The sequence below is a fragment of the Microvirga sp. GCM10011540 genome (assembly GCF_042650665.1).
GTDB classification, from domain to species: Bacteria; Pseudomonadota; Alphaproteobacteria; order Rhizobiales; family Beijerinckiaceae; genus Microvirga; species Microvirga lenta.
This window is the reverse complement of the sequence record NZ_JBHSBQ010000088.1, coordinates 1-3,208: the sequence shown is the minus strand read 5'-3', so window position 1 is coordinate 3,208 and position 3,208 is coordinate 1. Positions and strand designations below refer to the sequence as shown.

Here is a 3,208-nt window from a genome sequence, read left to right as displayed (position 1 = left end):
TTACTCTTCGCGGAAGGCTCGTGTGAGGTGATCGGCGAGGGGTTTGGTGAGGTAGGAGAACACGGTGCGGTAGCCGGTCTGGATGAAGCCCTCCACCGGCATGCCGGGCACCAGCTTGGTCTCCCCCAGCCGCTCCCGCTCCCCGTCCGCAAACGCCACCCGCACCGGGTAGTACTGCGCCCCCGAGCGCTGGTCCGTCACAAGGTCCGCCGCGATCAGGCTCACCTCGCCCTTCAGCTCCGGCGTCGTGCGCTGGTTGAACGCCGACAGCCGCAGCACCGTCTCCTGACCCGGCACCAGCTGGTCGATGTCCTGCGGCGCCACCTTCACCTCAATCGACAGCTCGTCCGCCTCCGGCACAATCAGCATCAGCGCGTCCCCGGCTGCCACCACGCCGCCCACCGTGTGCACCGCCGACTGGTGCACCACTCCGTCCTGCGGCGCCCGGATGTCAATCCGCTTCAGCTGGTCCTGCGCCGCCACCTGCCGCTCCACCAGCTCCGCCACCTTGCCCTGGGCCTCCCGCAGCTCCTTCGACACCTCGGAGCGCAGGTCCTGGTCAATCTGCAGGATCTGCAGCGCCGTCTCGCTGATCCGCCCCTTCGCCTGCGCCATGGTCGAGATCAGCTGGCCCCGCTCCCCGCGCAGCCGCGTCTCCTCCCGCTTGAGCGCCGTCACCCGCGTCAGCGGCACCAGGTTCTTCTTCCACAGCTGCTCCACCCCTTTGAGCTCGTCCTGGATCAGCCCGATCTCGTCCGCCTTGGCCGAGGCCTGCAGGCTCAGCCCGTCAATCTGCTCGCGCAGCTGCGCAATCCGCTCCTGCAGCTGCGCCTTCTGCCCTTCCCGCGCCGCCTGCCGGCTCTCGAACAGCCGCTGCTCCCCGTGCAGAAGACCCGCCACCGCCGGATCCCCCGCCCGCGCGCGCAGCAGCTCCGGGACCACGATCCTGGTCTGCCCGTCCCGCTCCGCCTCCAGCCGCGCCTGGCGGGCATAGAGCTCGTCCAGGCTCTTCGACACCATCGCCAGGTTGGCCCGCGCCACCGTCTCGTCCAGGCGCACCACCACGTCCCCGGCCTTCACCCGGTCGCCGTCGCGCGCCAGGATCTCGCCCACCACCCCGCCGGTCGGGTGCTGCACCTTCTTCACGTGGCTGTCCACCACCACCGCCCCGGGTGCCATCACCGCGCCCGACAGCTCGGTCACCACCGACCAGCCGCCCAGGCCCCCGACCAGCAGCAGCGCCGCCGACAGGCCCAGCTGCGAGTGCCGCCGGATCGAATGGCGGGCGGAATGTGTACGTTGCAGGCTCATGATACAGCTCCCAGGCCCTCGGCCACTTTCAACGGCGTCACGTTCGGCATCTTCGGCTCCGGGCCCACCGCCACCGGCCGCAGCACCCGGGCGAGCACCTCGTCCTTGGGGCCGAAGTTCTGCACCTGGCCGTCGTTCATCACCAGCACCAGGTCGACCCCGGCCAGGGCGCTCGGGCGGTGGGCGACCACCACCACGATGCCGCCGCGGGCCCGCACCCCCAGGATCGCCTGGGTCAGGGCCTGCTCGCCCTCGGCGTCGAGGTTGGAGTTCGGCTCGTCCAGCACCACCAGGAACGGGTTGCCGTACAGGGCCCGGGCGAGCGCGATGCGCTGGCGCTGGCCGCCCGAGAGCGCGGCGCCGGCTTCGCCGATCTGGGTCTCGTAGCCGTCGGGCAGGTGCAGGATCATCTCGTGCACGTTGGCGGCCCGGGCGGCGGCGATCACCGCCTGCGGATCGGGATCGGGATGGAAGCGGGCGATGTTCTGCGCCACCGTGCCGGCCAGAAGCTCCACGTCCTGAGGCAGGTAGCCCACATGCTGGCCCAGATCCTCCGGCCGCCACTGCTCCAGGGCGGCCGCATCCAGGCGCACCTTGCCGCGCCAGGTCGGCCAGACCCCGACCAGAAGCCGGGCCAGGGACGACTTGCCCGAGGCGCTCGGGCCGATCACCCCCAGGCCGGCGCCGGCGGCGAGCTGGAACGACACGTCCTGGACGGCAAAGCGCTGGCTGCCCGGGGCGCCGGTGCCGGCGCTTTCCACCGACAGCTGCCGGCACGGGGCGGGCAGCTGCAGCGGCGGCTCGGCGCGGGCGGTGGCGCGCAGCAGCTCCTTGAGCCGGCGCCAGCCCTGGCGGGCGCCGACAAAGCCCTTCCAGTTGGCAATGGCCAGCTCGACCGGCGCCAGGGCGCGCGAGGTCAGGATCGAGGACGCGATCATGATGCCGGCGGTGGCCTCGCCCCCGATCACCAGATAGGCGCCCACCGCCAGAACGGCGGATTGCAGCAGCATGCGCAGCACCTTGGACATGGCGCCGAAGCCGCCGGCCACATCGGAGGTGCGCTGCTGGAAGGCGAGAAAGCGGCCATTGGCCTCGCCCCAGCGCGCGCCCAGGCGCGGGCCCATGCCGAGCGCCTGGACCACCTCGGCATTGCGGCGTGCGCCCTCGGAGAGGCCGTTGCGCAGGGCGGCGGCGGCGGCCGCCTCCTTGGTGGCCGCGCGGGTGAGCACCTCGGTGAGCAGGGTGACGACCACGAGCACCAGGGCGCCGGCAAGCGCCACCAGGCCGATCAGGGGATGGAAGGCAAAGCAGACCACCAGGTAGAGCGGCATCCAGGGCAGGTCGAACAGGGCGGCGGGGCCGGATCCGGCGAGAAAGGCGCGGAGCTGGTCGAGATCGCGCAGGGGCTGCTGGCCGTCGCCGCCGTCCTTGCGGGCCACAAGGGGGGCGCGCAGGAGAGCCTGGAACACGGGCTGGCTGAGATCCTCGTCGAGGGCGGCGCCGACGCGGGCGAGGATGCGGGAGCGGATGGCGTCGAACAGGCCCTGGAAGAGGTAAAGGGCGAGGAGGATGAGGCAGAGGCCGACCAGGGTGGGCAGGCTGCGGCTGGGCAGGACGCGGTCATAGACCTCGAGCATGAAGATGGAGCCGGAGAGGTAGAGCAGGTTGATGAGGCCGCTGAGCAGGGCCACACCGAGAAAGGCGCCGCGGCAGGCGGCAAGGACGCTGGGCGGCCGGGCGGGCAAGGGGCTGGACATGGACAGGGCCTCAGATCAACGAAGAACAGGACAGATGAAGAGGAAAGGACAGGAGCGGCTCGGCCCGGGGCCGGCTGACCCGCCGGGAGCGGCGGGGGGCAGGGCTCCCGGCGGGCGCCGATCCGGTCTTGCCGCAAGGG

2 protein-coding genes are annotated in these 3,208 nt (G+C 71.8%); both read right to left on the bottom strand.

The features are described from left to right. On the bottom strand, window positions 1-1,311 hold the full coding sequence (locus ACFOYU_RS15420) for an HlyD family type I secretion periplasmic adaptor subunit (protein WP_377034271.1): 1,311 nt from the start codon (window positions 1,309-1,311) through the stop codon (window positions 1-3). Next, window positions 1,308-3,068, bottom strand: coding sequence for a type I secretion system permease/ATPase (locus tag ACFOYU_RS15415; RefSeq protein ID WP_377034270.1), 1,761 nt, complete (start codon window positions 3,066-3,068; stop codon window positions 1,308-1,310). The genes ACFOYU_RS15420 and ACFOYU_RS15415 overlap by 4 nt, the downstream gene beginning before the upstream one ends. Between the last annotated feature and the right edge of the window lie 140 nt (window positions 3,069-3,208).

Excerpts from the sequence above, each read along its gene's own strand:
- ACFOYU_RS15420 (WP_377034271.1), bottom strand. The coding sequence starts at position 1,311 with ATGAGCCTGCAACGTACACATTCCGCCCGCCATTCGATCCGGCGGCAC.
- ACFOYU_RS15415 (WP_377034270.1), bottom strand. The coding sequence starts at position 3,068 with ATGTCCAGCCCCTTGCCCGCCCGGCCGCCCAGCGTCCTTGCCGCCTGC.